A 20581-nucleotide genomic window follows, 5' to 3' on the forward strand; every position below is an offset into this window, starting at 1 on the left:
CATCGATACATTACGGCCGGCCCGCGATCGCGGCGCCCGGCCACTAGCCTGGGAGGGCGTTGCATGCATGGGTTCGCGCGGCGATATGGGGTGTTGCTGGTGCTGGTGCTGTGTCTGTGTTCGACGACGGCCTGGGCGGGCAGCTTCAACAAGACCTATGAACGGATTTCCAGTTTCGATGACACCGAGCTGGGTGCGATGGTGCTGGTGCCGACCGGGCAGGGCAGTGGGCCGTTCCCGCTGGTGGTGATGCCGGCCAGTTGGTCGCTGCCCAACCTGGAGTACGTCGGCCGCGCCACCCAGATGGCGGGCCAGGGCTACGTGGTGGTGAGCTACACCTCGCGCGGGTTCTGGGATTCGGCCGGGCAGATCGATATCGCTGGGGCCGCCACCGTGGAGGATGTGAGCGCGGTGATCGACTGGGCGCTGGCGCACACACCCGCCGACCCGGCGCGCATTGGCGTCTCGGGCATTTCCTACGGCGCCGGCACCAGCCTGCTGGCCGCCGCGCGCGACCCGCGGATCAAGGCGGTGGCCGCGCTCAGTGGCTGGGTCGACCTGGAGGCATCGCTGTACGCCAATCAGACCGTCAGCCAGCAGGCGGTGCTGATGTTGGCCGCCACCGGCAGCCTGACCGGCCGGCCTGGTCCGGACCTGCAGGCCATCACCGCGAAGGTGGCCGTGGGGGACTTCGACGGCGCGGTGGGGGGCTTCCTGCCACAGGCCGCCAGCCGCGGCGTGGTGCATGAGGTGGCCCAGCTCAACCGCAACGGCACCGCGGTGCTGCTGGCCAATGCGCTCAACGACGGGCTATTCCCACCCAACCAGTACGTGGCCTTCTACAACCAGCTGACCGGGCCGCGTCGGTTGCTTTTCAGCCAGGGCGACCATGCCACGGCCGAACTGCCGGGCGCGTTGGGCCTGCCCAACGCGGTCTACGACGAGGCGGTGGACTGGTTCGACCATTTTCTCAAGGGCCAGTCCAACGGGGTGGACGGGAGCGGCTCGGTGCGGCTGACCAGCGTGGGCGGGCGTGACCTGGACTACGGTAATTGGGCACAGGTGCAGGCCGATCCGGTGGTGTACGGCCTGGGTCGGCCCACCGGCCTGCTGCGGCCGACCGGCACGCTGTCCAGCGGCGATGCGACCGGCTGGAATGCTTCCATCCTGACCGGCATCCCGACCCTGGCCGACTCGGGCGTGGTGATGCTCAGCGGCTTGCTGCAGGCGTTCGGCCAACCGGCCAAGACCTCGATCCCGCTGGTCAGCCGCACCGGCGGCGCGGTGTGGTCCGGGCCGGTGCTGGAGCGCAGCCGCGTGCTGGCCGGTGCGCCGAGCCTGCGGGTGACGGTCACGCCCAGCCAGTCGCACGTGACCCTGGTGACCTACCTGTACAGCATGGACGCCCTGGGCACCGGGACCCTGCTCAGCTACAAGCCCTACAGCCTGCGCGACGCGGTGCCGGGTCAGGCGCGCACGCTGGACATCGCCCTGGAAGCCGCCGCCGCCGAAGTCCCGGCCGGCAGCCGCCTGGTCCTGGTGGTGGACACGCTCGACCCGCGCTATACCGACGCCACCGATGTCGGTGGCAGGGTGGTGTTCGGTTCGCCGGCTTCGGCGCCTTCGCGCCTGAGCGTGCCGCTGCACTAGGCATCGTCTGCCCGGAACGCATCCCGCAGCCAGGTGATCTCCGGCCTGGCCGGTTCGCCTTGGGCCTGCACCACGTCGAAGCGACACGGTGTATTGGCCCAGCGCGGATGCTGGGCCAGGAACAACTGGGCGGCGATCACCAGCTTGCGGCGCTTGGCCGCGTCCACCGAGGTCGCACCGCCGCCGAAGGCGCCGCCGGCGCGGTAGCGCACCTCCACGAAGACCAGGCAGGCGCCGCCGCGGGCGCCTGGGTCGCGCATCACCAGGTCCAGTTCGCCACCCCGGAACCGCACGTTGGCGGCGATGAACTGCAGGCCGCCGCGCTCCAGCGCGGCCCGGGCGGCGGCCTCGGCTGCCCGGCCCCGGCTCTGGCGCTCAGCCACCGCCGGCGATCGGCACCGGGGTTCCACCGCTGAAGGTCGCCCAGGCCGGTGCACGCAGCACCGTGCCGAACCCATCGAGGGTCAGCGTGCCGGTGGCGCCGCGCAGTTGGGCATTGTCGCCGTCAGTGAGCTTCTGCATGTAGCCGCTGAGCTTCCAGGCGTCGAAGCCGAAGGCAAACAGACGCGCGGCGCCCCCGCGTGCGGTGGGCAGGGTCGCGGCCACCGTGGACTGCGCAGGCAAGCCGGTGACGCCGCTGGCCGACCACGCCTCTGTGGGGTAGATCACGCCGTCCAGCACATTGTCTTCTTCCGGCTTGCCGGTGCCCTGCACCAGCAGCGAAGTCCCCACGCGGGTCTTGCCGCCCAGCCCGGCCAGGGCCAACTGCGGGGTCAGCACGCGCGCGGACGAGCCGCGCACTGCCAGGAAGATCGCATCCACGCCCTTGGCGGCCGCGGCGATCAGTTGTGCGGACATGTCGCCCGGCGGGTCGCTGACCACCAGGGCATCGGCGACCGCGCCGCCGCCTTCGGTGAAGCGCTTGCGGAAGGCCTCGGCCGCGCGGCGCCCGTTGTCGTCGTTGCCGCCGATGATCAGCACGCGCTTGCGTTCGAGCTTGAGCAGATAGTCGGCCACGCTGACGCCCTCGGCTTCCGGGGCCAGCGAGAAGCTGGCCGCGCCGTCGGGCGGGTCCAACTCGCCACGGTTGAGTGCCAGCACCGGCACGCTCAGGTTGCCCTGTCGGAACAGCGCATCGACCTGGTCGCGGCCCAGCGGACCGACCACCATCTCGGCACCGTCGGCCACCGCGCGGGCATAGGCCCTGGTCGCATCGGCCGGGCTGCTGGCGGTGTCGTAGAACCGGATTTCCGGGCGGCGGCGGGTCTCGCCGTAGTAGCCGGCCAGCAGGCCATCGCGCACCGGTGCGGCGGCCATTGCCAGCGGGCCGCTCAGCGGCAGCAGCACGGCGAGTTTCTGCGGCGGGCGGTAGCCGTCGCGATCGGCCGGCGGACGGCCATTGGCGTCGAAGTTCCAGCGGCTGCCCCGGTCGAATGGGCGCGGCAGCGGCAGATTGCGCTCCAGCATGGCGTTGCCGGCCAGCGGGTAGAGCGGGTCGCCGACGGGCAAGGCGGTGGTTTCGCGGGTCAGGGTGGCGTTGTCCAGGCCGCCCAGCAACTGCTGGATCTGGCGGGTGTTGTCGCTGAGGGCCTGGCCGGTCAGGCCGGTGCGCTGGGTGGCCAACTGCTGGGCCTGGGCGAAGGCGGCGTCGCGCTGTGCATGCGAGGTCGTGCCGCCGCCATCGACCTGAGTGGTTGCGCAGCCGGCGAGGAACAGGGCCAGCAGCGCGGTGGCGAGCAGCGGGACGAAGCGCTTTTCCATGGGCGGATCTGAGCCAGTCTGGAGGAACGGGCTAGGATTCTACCCTTTGCCAGATGAGCGCCCTTTTATGGCCGAGCCCACCCTGCATGTCGTCGCCACGCCGATCGGCAACCTCTCCGATCTGAGCCCGCGCGCGCTGGAGGTGCTGCGCACGGTCGATGCCATCTGCGCCGAGGACACCCGCCGCACGGGGCAGCTACTGTCGCATTTCGGCATTTCCGCCACCCTGGTGGCACTGCATGAGCACAACGAGGAGGCGCTCGCCTCGCGCATTGTGACGCGCCTGCAAGAGGGCCAGTCGCTGGCACTGGTCTCCGATGCCGGCACCCCGCTGGTCTCCGACCCAGGCTACCGCCTGGTGCGCGCGGTCCGCGTAGCCGGCATTCGGGTCAGCCCGGTTCCCGGTGCCTGCGCGGCCATCGCCGCGCTGAGCGTGGCCGGGCTGCCCAGCGACCGCTTCGTGTTCGAGGGGTTCCTGCCGGCCAAGGCGTCGGCGCGCCGCGAGCACTTGCGTGGCCTGGCGGCCGAGCCGCGCACGCTCGTGTTCTACGAGTCCTCCCATCGCATCGCCGAATCGCTGGCCGACCTGACGCAGGCCTTCGGGTCGGAGCGGCCGGCGGCGATGGCGCGCGAGCTGACCAAGCTGTTCGAGACCGTGCTGGATGGCACCCTGGGCACCCTCCTGCGGCAGGTGGAGGACGACGACAACCAGCGCAAGGGCGAATTCGTGGTGATGGTCCAGGGCGCCGGCGACGATGCCGACGCGCAACTGGCCGAAGGACGCCGCGTGCACGCGCTGCTCAAGGACCACCTGCCGCCATCCACCGCTGCCAAGCTGGCGGCAGAGATCACCGGCGCGCCGCGCAAGGCCTTGTACGGCCAATGATCTCCCCGGCAGGAAAGCCTCCTTTTGTTAAGGGGGGGGCGGGCGCGAATCGTCGGGGAATAGGTGGCGCACGGTGCGGGGCCCGAAATTTACGCAGCAAATTTTGGGAGATTCGACGGCGTCGCCGTAGAATGTCACTCGGCGGAGCCGGCCGGACAGTCGCGTCATTCGTAAGAATGCCGAGGAAAGTCCGGGCTCCACAGGGCACGGTGCCAGGTAACGCCTGGGCGGCGCGAGCCGACGGCCAGTGCAACAGAAAGCAAACCGCCGATGGCCCGCAAGGGATCAGGTAAGGGTGAAATGGTGCGGTAAGAGCGCACCGCGAGTCTGGCAACAGACCGGCACGGTAAACCCCACCGGGAGCAAGACCGAATAGGGACCTCATGGCGCTGCCCGCGTCGGGTCCGGGTAGGTTGCTTGAGCGTATCGGTGACGATGCGCCTAGAGGAATGACTGTCCACGACAGAACCCGGCTTACAGGCCGGCTCCGCCACCTCCACCTCGCCTCGCGAGGTGGAGCCCCCAAAACGTCGTGCCGCGCTCGGCGGCGCGACGTTCCGGGCCCCGGCGCTTTGTCCTCCACACCCCGCGCCTGTCGGCGCGCCCCCTGACTCAGGGGGCTTTGCTCCAGCGGGGGCGCTGAGGTCCGTATCTTTTGAGTGCTGCGAATGCTTGGTCCGGCGTTCAACGGTCCTAGTTCCGTGCTGCTCAGAACTCCAGGCGGGTTTCGCCTAGGAATACGCCATCGGGGCCGAAGCGGCGCTCGGCGATCCAGCCGTGGCCGGCATGGTCGATGGCGGCCACGGTGCTGGCGCGGGTGCCGTAGCGGGCGTCGGCAATGAAGGCCGCCGAGAGGCGGCGTTCCAGGTCCAGGGGCACGCCCGTCTCAGGCAGAGCGCTGTCGATCGCTTCGGCGGGGTCGTGCAGGGCGTCCCAGAGCGGCAGCGGATCCTCGGCGCGGCCTTGCAGCCATGTGCGGAGCCGGATGGTCAGCGCCCGGGTCTTGGGCCATGGATCGTCGAAGGGGCCGTTGGACATGCCGTGGACGCCCGGCGGCACGGCGCGACTCGTTGGTTGCGGCCAGTTGCCGACGTACTGACAGTGCTCGGCGTCGGCCAGCAGCATGTTGAACGGGGCGAAGGCTGCGGCGCGGGCTTCCAGCGCGCCGGCGGCCTGGGCGGCCGGCACGGCGCTGCCTAGATGGTCCGCGACCAGCGCCCCGCGTGAGGGCGCGCCAGGCGGAGCCGGGGTGGCTGGATCGCGGACGTTGGTGACGACCGCCAGGCGACCGCCGCTGCCGATCCCGGCCCAGGTGCCGCTGGACTGCAGGTCACGGCCCGCCACCACGCCGGCACGGTCGTCCCAGGGGGCCAGTGCCGCGGTCGGGCGTGCATGGAATTCATCGCGGTTGCCAGCCATCACCAGGCGCCAGCGCGGGTGGGTTTTCCAGGCAATGGCGACCAGGCACATGCCGGTATTGTCCCGTGGTTCTGCGCAATCGCGGTACGCGGCACTGGCCCGCAGCGTCCCGTGACCGGGGTCACTTCACATCCCCTCCACGCGCCTGAATTTCGGTTCAATCTCAAAATTTGAGACGAAACAGCAACTTGTGGATAAGGTTTGAACAAGTCTCTGAAGTTTGTCGCAAGCCCTTGATCCGTCAAGTGATTTCCGGGTGCACGAGTTGTTGACAACCCATTGCCCGGTGCTAATGTGGGCACCAGCGGGAAAACCGGGGTTTAAGTGGTTTTTCGTGGTTCAATGTCAGTCGGCAGTGCATTTCAAGGCAGAAGGGACGTGTTCCAGGGCGAAACCGCCATCACAGTGGACGACAAGGGCAGGTTGGCGGTTCCCACCGTCTACCGCGACCTCGTCGCGCGTGAGTGCGGCAATCGCCTGGTGTTGACCTATAGCCCGTTCGATGCCGGTTGCTTGTGGATCTATCCGCACACGGTGTGGGAGCGGGTGCGCGACAGCGTGATGGGCAAGGCCAACGTCAAGGCCAACGTGCGCCTGCTGCAGCAGAAGCTGGTGGGCTCGGCCGCGTTCCTGGAGCCGGACGGCAACGCCCGGGTGACGATCCCGCCCAGCCATCGCAACGCGGTTGGGATCGACAAGAAGGCCGTGCTGCTTGGCATGGGCGAGAAATTCGAATTGTGGAGCGAGCAGGCGCATCGCGCGCAGATCCAGCAGACGTTGTCTGACGAGGATCTGGGCGAGGAGCTGCTCGACCTCAGGCTGTGACGATGGGGGCCCGGATGCGCCCCGAGGCGCAGCCCGGCCACCTTCCGGTGATGTTTGCGCAGGTCATGGACGGGCTGCAGGTGAAGGCGGACGGAACGTATCTGGACGGCACGCTGGGCCGCGGCGGCCATGCGCGCGGCGTGCTGCAATATCTCGGCCCGGGAGGCCGGCTGCTGCTGATGGACAAGGATCCCGACGCGATCGCGCACGCCCATGCCGTCTTCGACGGCGATGCGCGCGTGTCGGTGTATCGCGGCAGCTTTGCCGAGCTGGCGCAGTGGGACGCCACGGCCGATGGGCTGGATGGCGTGCTGCTGGATCTGGGTGTGTCCTCGCCGCAGCTGGACGTGGCCGAGCGTGGGTTCTCCTTCGGCAAGGACGGCCCGCTGGATATGCGCATGGACCCGGAAGCAGGCGAGAGCGCCGCGCAGTGGCTGGCCCGGGCCGATGAGGCCGAGATCGCCGACGTGCTGTTCCAGTACGGCGAAGAGCGCATGAGCCGGCGCATCGCCCGGGCGATCGTCGCGCGCCGCGGCGAGGCGCCGATCACCCGCACCGCACAACTGGCCGAGCTGATCGCCAGCGTCATGCCGCGCGGCAAAGACAAGATCCATCCGGCCACGCGCAGCTTCCAGGGCATCCGCATCCACATCAATCGCGAGCTGGCCGACCTCGAGGCTGGCCTCGACGCCGCGATGGCACGCCTGAAGGTCGGCGGCCGCCTGGCCGTGATCAGCTTCCATTCGCTGGAAGACCGCATCGTCAAGCGCTTCATCGCCGGACACGCCAAGGCGCCGGCCGGCAACCGCCGGCTGCCGGTGGCGCAGGACTTCACCCCGACCCTGGCGATCGTCGGCGACGCCCTGCGCGCCACGCCGGAAGAGACCGCTGCCAATCCGCGCGCCCGCAGTGCGGTGCTGCGCGTGGCTGAAAAGCTAGGGGCCGCGGCATGATCCGCACCCTGCTGATCATCGTGATCCTGGCCAATGTCGCCACCGCCATCGCGGTGGTCTACGCGCGCCATCAGCACCGGGTGCTGTTCGTGCAGCTCAACGCGCTGGACAAGACCCGCGATGAACTCAACATCGAGTTCGGCCGCCTGCAGCTGGAGCAGGCCACCGTGGCCGAAAGCACCCGCGTGGAGCAGATCGCGCACGACCGGCTGGGCATGAAGTCGCCCGAGACCGAGGACGTGGTGGTGATCCGGCCATGAACCTGCGCCAGGCCCTCCAGCGCATCCTGAACCGCGACGGCGAGCGCCGCGGTCCGCTGCCGCGCAACCGCAACCGGGCGCGTTTCAACCTGCGCAATCGCCTGGTCCTGGTGACCAGCGCGATGGCGCTGTGCTCGTTCAGCCTGATCGGCCGCGCGGCCTACGTGCAGCTGATCAATAGCGACTTCTATCAGAAGGAGGGCGATGCGCGCTTCATGCGCGAGATCGCCATCCCGACCTCGCGCGGCATGATCACCGACCGCAACGGCGAGCCGGTGGCGGTGTCCTCGCCGGTCGAATCGGTGTGGTGCGATCCCAAGGAGGTCATGAAGAGCCCGGATCGCCTGCCGGAGCTGGCCAAGGCCCTGGGCGAGCCGGTCGACGACCTGACCCGCCGCATCAGCCAGCGTGCCGATCGCGAGTTCATGTATCTCAAGCGCCGCATCAACCCGGATGCGGCCAAGGCCATCCTGGCCCACGAGCTGCCGGGCGTGTATTCGCAGCGCGAGTACAAGCGCTTCTACCCGCAGGGTGAGGCGATGGCCCACATCCTGGGCTTCACCAACATCGATGACCGGGGTCAGGAAGGCCTGGAACTGGCCTTCGACGACTGGCTGCGCGGCAAGCCGGGGCGCAAGCGGGTCATCCGCGACCGCGCCGGGCACATCGTGGAGAACCTGGACCTGGTCACGCCGGCCCAGCCGGGCAACGACCTGACCCTGAGCATCGACCGTCGCATCCAGTACCTGGCCTATCGCGAGCTGCGGCGCGCGGTGGACGAGAACGAGGCGGCCGGCGGCTCGGTGGTGATCCTGGACGTGGCCACCGGTGAAGTGCTGGCCATGGCCAACCTGCCCACCTTCAACCCCAACGCGCAGGATCTGGGCAAGCCCGACGCGCACCGCAATCGCGCGGTGACCGACCTGGTCGAGCCGGGCTCGACCATGAAGCCGCTGACCGTCTCCACCGCGCTGGCCGCGGGCGTGGTCACGCCGGCCACGCTGATCGACACCAATCCGGGCTACATGGCGCTGCCGGGCGGCTTCACCATCCACGACACCCCCCGCAACAACGGCGTGCTGGACGTGACGGGGGTGATCACCCACAGCTCCAACATCGGTGCGGCCAAGATCGTGGCCAAGATCCCCGACGAGACCTTCTACAAGACGATCCGTGCCTTTGGTTATGGCAGCAAGCCGCACAGCGGATTCCCGGGCGAGGCGTCCGGCACGGTGCCGCAGCCGGGAACGCCGGGTTGGTATGGCACCACCAAGACCACCATGGCCTACGGGTACGGTTTGAACGTGTCGCCGCTGCAGATCGCCCGCGCCTACGCGACCATGGGCAACGGCGGTCGCCTGGTCACGCCGACCTTCGTCAAGGGCATGCGAGCCGAGGGCGAGCAGGTCATCCCGGCCAAGGTGGCCAAGGAAGTCATCGCCATGATGGAGACGGTGGTGACCAAGGGTGGTGCGAAGGATGCGGCCATCCTGGGCTACCACGTGGCCGGCAAGACCGGCACCGCGCGCATTGCAGGGGGCGGCGGTTATCGCGCTGGCCAGTACACCGCGCTGTTTGCCGGTCTGGTGCCGGCGACCCATCCGCGCTTTGCCATGGTCACGGTGATCCGCGACCCGCAGGCCGGCAAGTACTACGGTGGCCTGGTCTCCGCACCGGTCTTCCACAACGTGATGCAGGGCGCGCTGCGCCTGATGGACGTGCCGCCGGACGACATCGACGCCTGGTTGGCCAAGCAGGCCAAGGACGAAGCCAAGCGCCCGGCGCAGGCCCAGCGATCGACGCGCAAGCCCGAGCCGTTGCCCAAGCCACTGCCGGCGCCGATCCAGGCCGCGGCAGAACCGGCGCTGCCCAGGAGCCTGGAATGAGTCGCGCCGTGGCCCTGTCCGCGCTGTTGCCCGACGTGCCCGCCATCCCGGCGGGCCTGGTCGTGCATGGGCTGACCCAGGACAGCCGCAGCGTGCATGCCGGCGATGCGTTCGTGGCGATCGGGCCGGTCGACAACAGCGCCTCGACCTGGCACGGCTTGGGCTTCGTCGACCAGGCGCGTGCGGCGGGTGCGGCGGCGATCCTGTTTGAGCCGCCAGCCCCAGCGACCCTGCCGGCTCCGGCCGACGCGATCGCCGTACCCGGCCTGCGTGGTCGCCTGGGTGCGATGGCCGATGCGTTCTACGGCCATCCCTCGCGGCAGATGACCGTGGTCGGCGTCACCGGCACCAACGGCAAGACCTCCTTTGTGCAGCTGCTCGGCCAGGCGTGGCACCTGCTGGGCACCTCCGGCGGTAGCATCGGCACCCTCGGCGCCGGCCTGTATGGGCAGGTGCAGCCGACCGGGTTCACCACGCCGCTGGTGCTGCAGACCCATGCGCTGCTGGCCCAACTGCATGACGCCGGCGCGCAGGCGGTGGCGATGGAAGTCAGCTCGCACGCCCTGGTGCAGACCCGGGTGGACGCGGTGGATTTCGACGTGGCGGTGTTCACCAACCTCACCCGCGATCACCTGGACTACCACGGCGACATGGACGGCTACGGTGCGGCCAAGGCGCGCCTGTTCCAGCGCGCCGGGCTCAAGGCGGCGGTGGTCAACCTGGACGATGCCTTTGGCGCGACCCTGCCGGGCAAGCTGGCGCCTGGAGCGCGCCTGGTCGGGGTCAGCACGCGTGCTGCGGCTGGCGCGACCGTGCAGGCATGCGATCTGGCGCTGGACGCGGCGGGGATCGCCTTCGAGCTGGTGATCGATGGCCAGGCGCATCCAGTGCGCTCGCCGCTGCTGGGGCGTTTCAACGCCGACAACCTGCTGGCGGTGGCCGGTGTGCTGCATGCCACCGGCGTGGAGACCGCGCGGATTGCCCAGGTCCTCGCCCAGCTGCAACCCATCCATGGCCGGATGAACCGCCTCGGCGGCCACGCCGGCCAGCCGCTGGTGGTGATCGACTACGCACACACGCCTGACGCGCTGGAGCAGGCGCTGACCAGCCTGCGCGGCCACCTGACCGGGCGCCTGGTGTGCGTGTTCGGTTGCGGTGGCGATCGCGATCGCGGCAAGCGGCCGGAGATGGCGCGGATCGCGCAGACCCACGCCGACGTGGTCATCGTCACCGACGACAACCCCCGCACCGAAGATGGTGACGCGATCGTGGCCGACATCGTGGCGGGGTTCGCCGTGCAGGGATGCACAAGTGGTGCGATCGCAGGATGCGAAGGAGCACCACGCCAGGCGACCTTCGAGGTCCAGCGCGATCGCGCCCGGGCCATCGCCGAGGCCGTCGGCCAAGCACAGGCCGGCGATATCGTGCTCATCGCGGGCAAGGGCCATGAGCCCTACCAGGAGATCCACGGCATCAGACATCCCTTCGACGACACCGTGCAGGCGCGCGCCGCGCTGGAGGCGCGCATGCCGCACACGGATGTGCAAGTCCTGCGTCCGCAGGATGCGGAGGAGCACGGATGAACCGACTCCCGCTGTCGCTGATCGCCCACCTGGCAGGCGGTGATCTGCATGGGGAGGACACCACCGTCGATGCGGTGTCCAACGACACCCGCGCGCTGCGCGCCGGCAGCCTGTACGTGGCGCTGCGCGGGGAGCGTTTCGATGGGCACGACTTCGTCGCCGCAGCCGCCAGGCAGGGGGCAAGCGCGCTGCTGGTCGAGCGCGCCGTGGACAGCGACCTTCCGCAGATCCTCGTGTCCGATCCCCAGCTGGCGCTCGCCCGCCTGGCTGCCGGCTTGCAGCGCGATCGCACCGGCAAGGTCGTGGCGATCACTGGCAGCAATGGCAAGACCAGCGTCAAGTCCCTAGTGCTGTCCATCCTGCAGCGCGCCGGCGAAACCTATTCCACGCCAGGTAATCGCAACAATGAGATCGGCCTGCCGCTGGCGGTGATCGAGGCGCCGGACACGGCCGAATACGCCGTCTACGAGATGGGCGCCGGCAAGCCGGGCGATATCGCCTACCTCACCGACGTCGCGCGCCCGGACGTGGCGCTGGTCAACAACATCGCCGCCGCGCACCTGGAGCGCATGGGCAGCCTGCTGGGCGTGGCCCGGACCAAAGGCGCCATCTACAGCGCGCTGCCCGCCGACGGTGTGGCGGTGATCAATGCCGATGACGCCTTCGTTGAAGTGTTCGCCGGGCTGGTGCCGGGGCGTCGCGTGCTGCGCTTCGGCCTGGAGTGCAGCGCCGACATCCGCGCGCGCAACGTCGTCACCGGCGCAGAGGGCTCGCGCTTCGTGCTGGTCACGCCGGAGGGCGAGGCCGAAGTCACCCTGGCTCTGCCTGGCCGCCATAACGTGCGCAACGCGCTGGCCGCGACGGGCCTGGCGCTGGGCTGCGGCGTGGCGCTGGCCACCATCGTCGAGGGGCTGGCCGCCGCGCGTCCGGTCGCCGGCCGTCAGGTGGCGCAGACGCTGCCGTCCGGTGCGGTGCTGGTGGATGACAGCTACAACGCCAATCCCGGCTCGCTGGCCGCGGCCATCGACACCCTGGCGGCCACCACGCGGCAGGGCTGGCTAGTGCTGGGCGACATGCGCGAGCTGGGACCTGAAGGCCCCGCGCTGCACGCCGCCGCCGGCCTGCGTGCCAGGCAGGCCGGCATCGCCCGCCTATACGCGTTGGGCGAACTGAGTGCGCACGCCGCGCAGGCTTACGGCGAAGGCGCGCGAACGTTCGACACCCACGCCGCGCTGGCCCAGGCACTGGCCAGGGATCTGGCGTCCATCGATCCGGCCGCGCAGGTGCGCGTGCTGGTCAAGGGATCCCGTGGCAGTGCCATGGACCGCATCGTTTCCGCGCTGCTGCCCGCCGCGCCCGCGCAATCCACGGGAGGCACCGCGCATGCTGCTTGAACTGGCCCGCTGGCTGCGGCAACTGGACTCGGTCTTTGCGGTCTTCAACTACCTGACCCTGCGCGCGATCCTGGCGGCGCTGACCGCGCTGTTCCTGTCGCTGTGGCTGGGTCCGGCGGTGATCCGCAAGCTGGCGCAGTTCAAGGGCGGCCAGCCGATCCGCACCGATGGCCCGCAGAGCCACTTCTCCAAGGCCGGCACGCCGACCATGGGCGGGGCGCTGATCCTGATGACGGTGCTGATGGCCACGTTGCTGTGGGGCGACCTGCGCAACCGCTACGTGTGGCTGGTGCTGGCGGTGATGGTGGCCTTCGGGGTGATCGGCTGGTACGACGACTGGATCAAGATCGTCAAGCGCGATCCCAACGGGCTCAAGTCACGCTGGAAGTACCTGCTGCAGTCGATCTTCGGCCTGGCTGCGGGCATCTTCCTGTGGCACACCGCCGATGTGGCCGCGGCGACCACGTTCTACATCCCGCTGTTCAAGGCCGTGGCGCTGCCGCTGGCCGGTTTCGGCTTCATCGCCATCGCCTATTTCTGGATCGTCGGCTTCTCCAATGCGGTCAACCTGACCGACGGCCTGGATGGGCTGGCGATCATGCCCACCGTGCTGGTGGCCTGCGCGCTAGCGGTGTTCGCCTATGCCTCGGGCAACGCGGTGTTCTCCAACTATCTGCAGATTCCGCAGGTGCCGGGCGCCGGTGAACTAGTGATCATCTGCGCGGCCATCGCCGGCGCCGGGCTGGGCTTTCTGTGGTTCAACACCTATCCGGCCATGGTGTTCATGGGCGACATCGGCGCGCTGGCGCTCGGTGCGGTGCTGGGCACGATCGCGGTGATCGTGCGCCAGGAGCTGGTGCTGGTGATCATGGGTGGCGTGTTCGTGATCGAGACGCTCTCGGTGATGATCCAGGTGGCCAGCTTCAAGCTGACCGGCAAGCGCGTGTTCCGCATGGCGCCGATCCACCACCACTTCGAACTCAAGGGATGGCCCGAGCCGCGCGTGATCGTGCGGTTCTGGATCATCTCCGTGATCCTGGTCCTTGTCGGTTTGGCCACGTTGAAGGTGCGCTGATGAACGACTTCCGCAAACAGGCCATGCGCCTGGAATCGATCGATGGGCAGTACGACTTCTGGTTGGCGACCGCCGCGGCGGCGCTGGCGGCGGTCGGCGTGGTGATGGTGGCCTCGGCGTCCATCGCCATGGCCAGCACGCCCTATTACTACCTGAGCCGCCACGTGCTGTTCCTCGGACTGGGGCTGGGGCTGGCGTACGCGGCGATGCGGATGGAGCTCAAGACCATCGAGAAATACAACCGCCTGCTGCTGCTCGGCTGCTTCGCGCTGCTGGTGGTGGTGTTCGTTCCCGGCCTGGGCAGCACGGTCAATGGCGCGCGGCGCTGGGTCAACCTGGTGGTGACCCGCTTCCAGACTGTCGAGGCGGTCAAAGTGCTCTACATCGTGTGGCTGGCGAGCTACTTGGTGCGCTTCCGTGACGAGGTCAATGCGACCTGGGCGGCGCTGATCAAGGCGATCGGCGTGGTGCTGGTGCTGATCACGCTGCTGCTGCTGCAGCCGGATTTCGGTTCGTCCACGCTGCTGCTGGGCATCACCGCCGGCATGCTGATCCTGGGCGGCGCCAACCTGCCGCGCATGACCATGCCGGTGTTGGCGCTGCTGCCGGCGCTGGTGGCGCTGGTGGTGTTCGAGCCCTATCGCATGCGCCGGGTGACTTCGTTCCTGGACCCCTGGAAGGACCAGCTGGGCTCCGGCTACCAGCTGTCCAACGCGCTGATGGCGATCGGCCGTGGCCAGTGGACCGGCGTGGGCCTGGGCAGCTCGGTGCAGAAGCTCAACTATCTGCCCGAGGCCCATACCGACTTCATCTTTTCGGTGATCGGCGAGGAACTGGGCTTCGTCGGCGTGTGCGCCATCATCGGGCTGTACGCGCTGCTGGTCGGTCGCGCCCTGTACATCGGCTATCGCTGCGTGGAGATGCGCCGCCATTTCGCCGGCTACATCGCCTTCGGCATCGCGCTGTGGATCGGCATGCAGGCCTTCGTGTCGGTGGGCGTCAACCTGGGCATGCTGCCGACCAAGGGCCTGACCCTGCCACTGATTTCTTCCGGCGGCTCGTCGGTGCTGATGACCTGTGCGGCCATGGGCCTGCTGCTGCGCGTGTCCTATGAACTGAGTCGTGCCGAGAAACAGGTCGCACTGGTCCGTGGCATGGAGCCGCGCGAACAGCGCGATGAGAGTGCTCCGGCGCAGACCGCCAGCGAGCCCACGCCGTCCGCGGCCACGGTGAAGCCGACCTCGCGCGGCACCAGCCGTCTGAACTCGCGGATCGAACCCACCTTCGAGAGGATCGGGTGAACGTTCATGCGAATCCCGCGCAAGAGCCCGCACATCCCTGTGCGGGGACTCAACAGGAGCATCCCGTGATGATCCTGGCCGGCGGCACCGGCGGCCATATCTTCCCCGCACTGGCGGTGGCCAAGGTGCTGCGCGCGCGCGGCGTGGCGGTCACCTGGCTGGGCGCCGACGGGCAGATGGAAACGCGCCTGGTGCCGCAGTACGACATCCCGCTGGACACCATTGCGGTCAAGGGCCTGCGCGGGAAGGGCGCGGCCGCCCTGCTGGGCGCACCGCTGCGCATCCTGTCGGCGGTGAACGCCGCCGCCCGCGTCCTGCGCCAGCGCGCCCCACGCGCGGTGATCAGCTTTGGTGGCTATGCCGCCGGTCCGGGGGGGCTGGCCGCCAGGCTGCAGGGCCGGCCGCTGCTGGTGCACGAACAGAACCGCGCGCCGGGCATGACCAACAAGGCCCTGTCGAGGTTCGCCCGTCGGGTGCTGACAGGTTTTCCGGGCAGCTTCGCCACGCGCGAGGAAGCCGTCGGCAACCCGGTGCGCGCGGAGATCGCCGCCATCGCGCCGCCGGCCGAGCGCCTGGCCGGACGCGAAGGGCCGCTGCGCCTGCTGGTGCTGGGCGGCAGCCAGGGCGCGCGTGCGCTGAACATCGCCGTGCCCCAGGCCCTGGCCGCGCTCAAGCTGCCGGCCGAGGTGCGCCACCAGTGCGGCGAGAAGCTGCGCGCCGAGGCCGACGCCGCCTACGCGCAGGCCGGCGTGCCGGCGAGCGTGGAAAGCTTCATCGCCGACATGGCCCAGGCCTATGCCTGGGCCGACCTGGTGGTGTGCCGCGCCGGCGCCTCGACCCTGGCCGAGCTGTGCGCCGTGGGCGTGGGCAGCGTGCTGGTGCCCTTCGCCGCGGCGGTGGACGACCACCAGACCAAGAACGCCCAGTACCTGGTCGAGCATGGCGCCGCCGTCCTGCTCAAGCAGGACGACACCTTGAACGTCCACCTGCAGCGCGTGCTGGCCCAGCTTTCGGCCGATCCGCAGCGTTGCATGGACATGGCCATCGCCGCACGCGGCCTGGCCCGCATCGATGCGGCCGAACGCATCGCAGACATCATCCTGGAGGAAGCCGCATGATTTCCGCGGCGCGTGAACGCCGGTTGCAGAACACCGGCAACTTGGCACAGGCCTTCCGCCGCGTGCACTTCGTCGGCATCGGCGGCTCGGGCATGAGCGGTATCGCCGAAGTGCTGTGCACGCTGGGCTATGAGGTCTCCGGCTCGGACGCCTCGGAGAATGCCGCCACCAAGCGCCTGGCCTCACTGGGCGCGCGCGTGATGCGCGGCCACAACGCCTCCAACGTGCTGGGCACCGACTGCGTGGTGGTCTCCAGCGCGATCAAGGCCGACAACCCCGAGCTGATGGAAGCGCGCAGCCAGCGCATCCCGATCGTGCCGCGCGCGATGATGCTGGCCGAGCTGATGCGCTTCCGCCGCGGCATCGCCGTGGCCGGCACCCATGGCAAGACCACCACCACCAGCCTGACCGCCGCGATCCTGAGCGAAGGCGGCCTGGATCCGACCTACGTGATCGGCGGCCAGCTGCTCTCGGCCGGTGCCAATGCCAAGCTGGGCGATGGTCAGTGGCTGGTGGCCGAGGCCGACGAGAGCGATGGCAGCTTCCTGCGTCTGAATCCGCTGATCGCGGTCATCACCAACATCGATGCCGACCACCTGGAGAACTACGGCAACGACTTTGCCCGGGTGCAGGCGGCGTTCGCCGAGTTCCTGCAGCGCCTGCCGTTCTACGGTCTGGCCGTGCTGTGCATCGATGACCCGGAAGTGGCCGCGCTGGCCGCCGAGACGCCGCGCCATGTCATGACCTACGGCCTGTCGGACAACGCCGATATCCGCGCCGAGAACGTGGCCCAGGAGGGCGGGCGCATGCGCTTCACCCTGTGCCTGCCCGAGGACGTGTCGGTCGGCGTGACCCTGGCGTTGCCCGGCCACCACAACGTGCTCAATGCGCTGGCCGCCGCGGCGGTGGGCTGGCAGCTTGGCGTGCAGCCGGGCACGATCGCCACGGCGCTGCGCAATTTCTCCGGCATCGGCCGCCGCTTCAACGACCTGGGCGCGATCGAGACCGGCAAGGGCGCGACCGTGCAGCTGATCGACGACTACGGCCACCATCCCAAGGAGCTGGCCGCCGTCTTTGCCGCCGCGCGTGGCGGCTGGCCGGACAAGCGCCTGGTCGTGGCCTTCCAACCGCACCGCTACAGCCGCACGCGCGATCAGTTCGATGCCTTCGCCGCGGTCCTGAGCGAAGTCGACGCGCTGGTGTTGAGCGAGGTCTATCCGGCCGGCGAGGCGCCGATCGCCGGTGCCGATGCCAAGTCGCTGGCCCGCGCCATCCGTGCGCGCGGCCGCAATGAGCCGGTCGTGGTCGGCCAGGTGGCCGACCTGCCGCGCGTGCTGCCCGACGTGCTGCAGGATGGTGACCTGCTGCTGATGATGGGCGCGGGCGATATCGGCCACATGGCCCAGCAGATCGCCGCGCAGGGCTTTGCCGCCGAAGGTGAGGGCGCATGACGCAGCCGGCCTTTCCGCCGTCGCGCTGCACCGATCCGGCCACCTTCGGCCGCGTGGCCGTGCTGATGGGGGGCACCTCCAGCGAGCGCGAGGTGTCGCTGAATTCGGGCGCGAATGTGCTCGAAGCCCTGCGTTCGCGCGGCGTGGACGCCTTTCCCGTGGATGGCATCCCAGCGCTGGCGCAGTTGCTGGCCGGTGGCGGTTGCGACCGCGTGTTCAACATCCTCCACGGCCACAACGGCGGGGGCGAGGACGGCATCGTGCAGGGCCTGATGGCCGCCTTCGGCGTGCCTTACACCGGCTCGGACGTGCTGGGCTCGGCGCTGAGCATGGACAAGGTCCGCACCAAGCAGGTCTGGCTGTCGCTGGGCCTGCCGACCCCGCGCTATGTGCGCCTGGCCTCGACCGCGCGCGCGGCCGATGTGCATGCCGCCGCCGCGCAGCTGGGTCTGCCGGTGATCGTCAAGCCGGCCAACGAAGGCTCCAGCGTCGGGGTGACCCGTGTGTTCGAAGACGCGCAGCTGGACCAGGCCGTGGCGCTTGCCGCGCGCTATGACGGCGAGCTGCTCATGGAGCAGCTGGTGGTGGGCGACGAGCTCACCGTCGGCATCCTCGATGGTGTGGCGCTGCCCTCCATCCGCATCGTGCCCAAGGGCGCGTGGTACGACTACGACGCCAAGTACATCGCCGAGGACACCCAGTACCTGTGCCCGGGGCTGGAGGGCGCTGCCGAGGACGAGATCCGCCGCATCGCGTTGGCTGCCTTCGATGCGGCGGGCTGCCGCGGTTGGGGGCGCGTGGATGTGATGCGCGACGCCACCAGCGGTGCCTTCTTCCTGCTGGAAGTCAACACCGCGCCGGGCATGACCAGTCATTCGCTGGTGCCCAAGGCCGCGCGCCAGGCCGGCATCGGCTTCGAAGACCTGTGCTGGCGCATCCTGGAATCGACCCTGGAGCGCGACGCCGCATGAGCAACGCGCTGCGCATGCTGACCTGGATCCTGGCGCTGGCCCTGGTGGCGTTGCCGGTCGTGGCCGTGTTCAACGGCTGGATCGGTGCCGACCGCTGGCCGCTCAAGCGCCTGCGGGTGACCGGTGAGCTGCATCGCGTGGATCCGAAGTTGCTGCGTACCGTGCTGCTGCCCTATGCGCACGAGGGCTTCTTCGCGGTGAACCTGCGCAGCGCGCAGGATGCGGTCGAGCGCCTGCCGTGGGTGGAGAGCGCGCAGGTGCGCAAGCGCTGGCCCGATGTGCTGGAAGTCAGCGTGGTCGAGCACACCCCCTTCGCCCGCTGGGACAGCGATCGGCTGCTGTCCACCGACGGCGCGCTGTTCTTGGTTCCGCGCAACGTCGATGCCAGCGCGCTGCCGCAGCTGGGCGGGCCGGACGGGCAGGTCACCGAGGTCGTCTCGCTCTACAACGAATCCGGGCAGCTGTTCGCGCCCATGGGCCTGAAGGTCGAGGCGCTGGTGATGGACGCGCGCGGGAGCTGGTCGCTGCGCTTCGATAACGGGCTGGACGTGGTGATCGGTCGCACCGACGCGCGCCCGCGCCTGGAACGCTTTGCCCGCCTGCTGCCGCGCCTGCTGGGCGACCCCCGCGTCCTGCAGCGTGCGGACCTGCGCTACACCAATGGCTTCGCCCTGACCTGGGGCGATGCCAAGCCGGCCGCCGATGCGGCCAGTACCCCCATTTCTTACAGCATCGCCGCGCCGCGCCGTCAGCTCGCCACGGCCCGGCGCGCATCACAGCAGGCAATCCACGCATGAATCGCAAGGGCGACAAATCCCTGATCGTCGGACTGGACATCGGCACCTCCAAGGTGACCGCGCTGGTCGGCGAATATTCGCCAGGCAACCCGATCGAGGTGATCGGCATCGGCAGCCATGAATCGCGCGGCCTCAAGCGCGGCGTGGTGGTGGACATCGAGTCCACCGTGCAGTCGATCCAGCGCGCGGTGGAAGAGGCCGAGCTGATGGCCGGCTGCGAGATCCGCAGCGTTTACGCGTCGATCTCCGGCGCGCATGTGCAATGCAAGAACTCGCCCGGCATCGTCCCGATCCGCGATGGCGAGGTGACCTGGAACGACCTGGACCGCGTGCTGGAGGCGGCCAAGGCCGTGGCCATCCCGGCCGACCAGAGGATCCTGCACGCCATCCCGCGCGAGTACGTGCTGGATGATTCGCAGGAAGGTATCCGCAATCCCGTCGGCATGACCGGCGTGCGCCTGGAGGTGCACGCGCACCTGGTGGTGTGCGCGCAGTCGGCCGCGGCCAACATCTCCAAGTGTGTGCAGCGCTGCGGGCTGCAGATCGACGACCTGATCCTGTCCTCGCTGGGTTCCTCGGTGGCGGTGCTGACCGCCGACGAGCGCGAACTGGGCGTGGTCCTGGTCGACATGGGCGCGGGCACGACCGACCTGGCGGTGTTCGTGCAGGGCGCGATCTGCCACACCGCCTCGCTGCCGATCGCCGGTGATCACGTCACCAATGACATCGCGCACATGCTGCGCACCCCGACACCCGAAGCCGAGCAGATCAAGGTCCGCTACGCCTGCGCGCTGGCCCAGTTGGCCACCGCCGAGGAAAGCATCCAGGTGCCATCGGTCGGCGATCGTCCGCCGCGTCGCATGCCGCGCCACTCGCTGGCCCAGGCCGTGCAGGGGCGGTACGAGGAGATCTTCGAGATGGTCCAGGCCGAGCTGCGCCGCTCAGGTTTCGAAGAGCTGGTGCGCGCGGGCATGGTCCTGACCGGCGGCGCTTCCAAGATGGAAGGCGTGGTCGAGCTGGCCGAGGAAATGCTGCAGATGCCGGTGCGCATCGGCATCCCCCAGCACGTCACCGGGCTGGGCGAGGTGGTCGGTAATCCGGTCCACGCCACCGGCGTGGGCCTGCTGCTGATGGGCAGCCAGATCGAACATCCGAGGCGTCCGAGCCTGCCCACGGGCAAGGCCGGCAGCCTCTTCAAGAAGTTGAAGAACTGGTACCGCGGCGAGTTCTAGCGCGGTCATGAGGCACGAC

17 protein-coding genes, 1 other RNA gene and 1 pseudogene are annotated in these 20581 nt (G+C 69.3%); 16 read left to right on the top strand and 3 right to left on the bottom strand.

Annotated elements, in window-relative coordinates:
• Positions 1-63: 63 nt before the first annotated feature.
• Complete coding sequence (locus ACORQU_RS11260; protein ID WP_491641274.1) at positions 64-1650, top strand: CocE/NonD family hydrolase; 1587 nt, start codon at positions 64-66, stop codon at positions 1648-1650.
• On the opposite strand, the gene ACORQU_RS11265 is transcribed toward ACORQU_RS11260, so the two are convergent.
• Both ACORQU_RS11265 and ACORQU_RS11270 read right to left on the bottom strand, forming a co-directional pair.
• On the bottom strand, positions 1647-2033 hold the full coding sequence (locus ACORQU_RS11265; RefSeq protein WP_491641275.1) for a YraN family protein: 387 nt from the start codon (positions 2031-2033) through the stop codon (positions 1647-1649). The two genes, ACORQU_RS11260 and ACORQU_RS11265, sit on opposite strands and share 4 nt — an antisense overlap.
• A pseudogene (locus ACORQU_RS11270) lies at positions 2026-3291 on the bottom strand (penicillin-binding protein activator); the annotation flags it as partial. The gene ACORQU_RS11265 and the pseudogene ACORQU_RS11270, both read right to left, overlap by 8 nt.
• A gap of 187 nt (positions 3292-3478) precedes the next feature.
• Between ACORQU_RS11270 and rsmI the strand changes: the two are divergent.
• Both rsmI and rnpB read left to right on the top strand, forming a co-directional pair.
• Entirely contained in the window at positions 3479-4297 is an 819-nt protein-coding gene (rsmI, locus tag ACORQU_RS11275) for a 16S rRNA (cytidine(1402)-2'-O)-methyltransferase (protein WP_491641276.1), read from the top strand.
• A gap of 143 nt (positions 4298-4440) precedes the next feature.
• Positions 4441-4790, top strand: an RNA gene (rnpB, locus tag ACORQU_RS11280) — RNase P RNA component class A.
• A gap of 215 nt (positions 4791-5005) precedes the next feature.
• On the opposite strand, the gene ACORQU_RS11285 is transcribed toward rnpB, so the two are convergent.
• Positions 5006-5767 (bottom strand): NRDE family protein, encoded by a 762-nt coding sequence (locus ACORQU_RS11285; RefSeq protein ID WP_491641278.1) that lies wholly within the window; start codon positions 5765-5767, stop codon positions 5006-5008.
• 291 nt (positions 5768-6058) lie between these two features.
• Here ACORQU_RS11285 and ACORQU_RS11290 point away from each other — a divergent pair, with 291 nt between their 5' ends.
• The 13 genes from ACORQU_RS11290 to ftsA all read left to right on the top strand — a co-directional run bounded on the left by ACORQU_RS11290 (position 6059) and on the right by ftsA (position 20562).
• A complete protein-coding gene (locus tag ACORQU_RS11290; protein ID WP_491645074.1) occupies positions 6059-6541 on the top strand; it encodes a division/cell wall cluster transcriptional repressor MraZ in 483 nt (160 codons plus the stop codon).
• A gap of 14 nt (positions 6542-6555) precedes the next feature.
• On the top strand, positions 6556-7494 hold the full coding sequence (gene rsmH / locus ACORQU_RS11295) for a 16S rRNA (cytosine(1402)-N(4))-methyltransferase RsmH (RefSeq protein ID WP_491645076.1): 939 nt from the start codon (positions 6556-6558) through the stop codon (positions 7492-7494).
• Positions 7491-7754: a cell division protein FtsL gene (gene ftsL, locus ACORQU_RS11300; RefSeq protein WP_271647221.1), complete on the top strand. Its 264-nt coding sequence runs from the start codon at positions 7491-7493 to the stop codon at positions 7752-7754. The genes rsmH and ftsL overlap by 4 nt, the downstream gene beginning before the upstream one ends.
• Complete coding sequence (locus tag ACORQU_RS11305) at positions 7751-9640, top strand: peptidoglycan D,D-transpeptidase FtsI family protein (RefSeq protein ID WP_491641279.1); 1890 nt, start codon at positions 7751-7753, stop codon at positions 9638-9640. The genes ftsL and ACORQU_RS11305 overlap by 4 nt, the downstream gene beginning before the upstream one ends.
• On the top strand, positions 9637-11223 hold the full coding sequence (locus tag ACORQU_RS11310) for a UDP-N-acetylmuramoyl-L-alanyl-D-glutamate--2,6-diaminopimelate ligase (RefSeq protein ID WP_491641280.1): 1587 nt from the start codon (positions 9637-9639) through the stop codon (positions 11221-11223). Before ACORQU_RS11305 ends, ACORQU_RS11310 begins: the two co-directional genes overlap by 4 nt.
• On the top strand, positions 11220-12617 hold the full coding sequence (locus ACORQU_RS11315; RefSeq protein WP_491641281.1) for a UDP-N-acetylmuramoyl-tripeptide--D-alanyl-D-alanine ligase: 1398 nt from the start codon (positions 11220-11222) through the stop codon (positions 12615-12617). The genes ACORQU_RS11310 and ACORQU_RS11315 overlap by 4 nt, the downstream gene beginning before the upstream one ends.
• Complete coding sequence (mraY, locus tag ACORQU_RS11320; RefSeq protein ID WP_271647217.1) at positions 12607-13692, top strand: phospho-N-acetylmuramoyl-pentapeptide-transferase; 1086 nt, start codon at positions 12607-12609, stop codon at positions 13690-13692. Before ACORQU_RS11315 ends, mraY begins: the two co-directional genes overlap by 11 nt.
• Positions 13692-14993, top strand: a complete 1302-nt coding sequence (gene ftsW, locus ACORQU_RS11325) for a putative lipid II flippase FtsW (protein ID WP_491641282.1) — start codon at positions 13692-13694, stop codon at positions 14991-14993. Before mraY ends, ftsW begins: the two co-directional genes overlap by 1 nt.
• 68 nt (positions 14994-15061) lie before the next feature.
• Positions 15062-16111: an undecaprenyldiphospho-muramoylpentapeptide beta-N-acetylglucosaminyltransferase gene (gene murG, locus ACORQU_RS11330; protein ID WP_491645078.1), complete on the top strand. Its 1050-nt coding sequence runs from the start codon at positions 15062-15064 to the stop codon at positions 16109-16111.
• Positions 16108-17562, top strand: a complete 1455-nt coding sequence (murC, locus tag ACORQU_RS11335; RefSeq protein ID WP_491641283.1) for a UDP-N-acetylmuramate--L-alanine ligase — start codon at positions 16108-16110, stop codon at positions 17560-17562. The genes murG and murC overlap by 4 nt, the downstream gene beginning before the upstream one ends.
• On the top strand, positions 17559-18533 hold the full coding sequence (locus ACORQU_RS11340) for a D-alanine--D-alanine ligase (protein WP_491641284.1): 975 nt from the start codon (positions 17559-17561) through the stop codon (positions 18531-18533). The genes murC and ACORQU_RS11340 overlap by 4 nt, the downstream gene beginning before the upstream one ends.
• Complete coding sequence (locus tag ACORQU_RS11345) at positions 18530-19330, top strand: cell division protein FtsQ/DivIB (RefSeq protein WP_271647213.1); 801 nt, start codon at positions 18530-18532, stop codon at positions 19328-19330. The genes ACORQU_RS11340 and ACORQU_RS11345 overlap by 4 nt, the downstream gene beginning before the upstream one ends.
• Positions 19327-20562, top strand: a complete 1236-nt coding sequence (ftsA, locus tag ACORQU_RS11350; protein ID WP_271647212.1) for a cell division protein FtsA — start codon at positions 19327-19329, stop codon at positions 20560-20562. The genes ACORQU_RS11345 and ftsA overlap by 4 nt, the downstream gene beginning before the upstream one ends.
• Positions 20563-20581 lie beyond the last annotated feature (19 nt).

The sequence above is a fragment of the Pseudoxanthomonas sp. JC1303 genome (assembly GCF_058448525.1).